Source organism: Moraxella sp. E33BD (genome assembly GCF_041807865.1).
GTDB classification, from domain to species: domain Bacteria; phylum Pseudomonadota; class Gammaproteobacteria; order Pseudomonadales; family Moraxellaceae; genus Moraxella; species Moraxella haemolytica.
This window is the reverse complement of the sequence record NZ_JBGTZD010000045.1, coordinates 1-517: the sequence shown is the minus strand read 5'-3', so window position 1 is coordinate 517 and position 517 is coordinate 1. Positions and strand designations below refer to the sequence as shown.

Annotated in this window: 1 protein-coding gene; it reads right to left on the bottom strand. The window is 49.9% G+C overall.

Going from position 1 to position 517, the window contains the following annotated elements:
- Nucleotides 1-517, bottom strand: a 517-nt coding sequence (locus ACERC6_RS10300; protein ID WP_373628966.1) for a hypothetical protein, incomplete at both ends; no start/stop codon positions are given.

The window sequence follows — 517 nt, the reverse complement described above, 5'->3', positions numbered from 1 at the left end:
TAATCGTGCCATCTGGAAATTTCAAATAACCATTATCAGAGCGTAGTGATTGCACATTAAAATTAAAAGGAATGGTAATGTCTCTTGTGCCGTCAAATGCCACACCGTTGATGGTGCGTGGGGTTTGTAGCTTCGTTGCCGTTGGCGAGTTACTATCACGAGTAACAATGAGTTTACCTGCCGCATCACTTGATACCGTAATACCATTCGTGCCTGTGATTTGGGTGGATGAGCCAACGGACGCTGTTTGTCCTACGCCACTTGCCACAATGTTTAAGAATGTGTTGCGGTTTGTCGTGGCGCGATTTGCCGTGCCTGTGGCGGTAGTGGCGGTTACTAAGCCGTGCGTTTGGGTGAGACCTGCGGTAACTCGTCCTTTGGCATCTACCGTAACCGAGTTATAAGAGCCTGCGGTTACGCCAGAGTTTGCAAGGGTTAGGGCGATATTGGCATTGGCTGACCCATCAAAATTGGCTTGCCCTGTGCCATCGCCTGTAATGGCAAGGGTGCGGGTGGT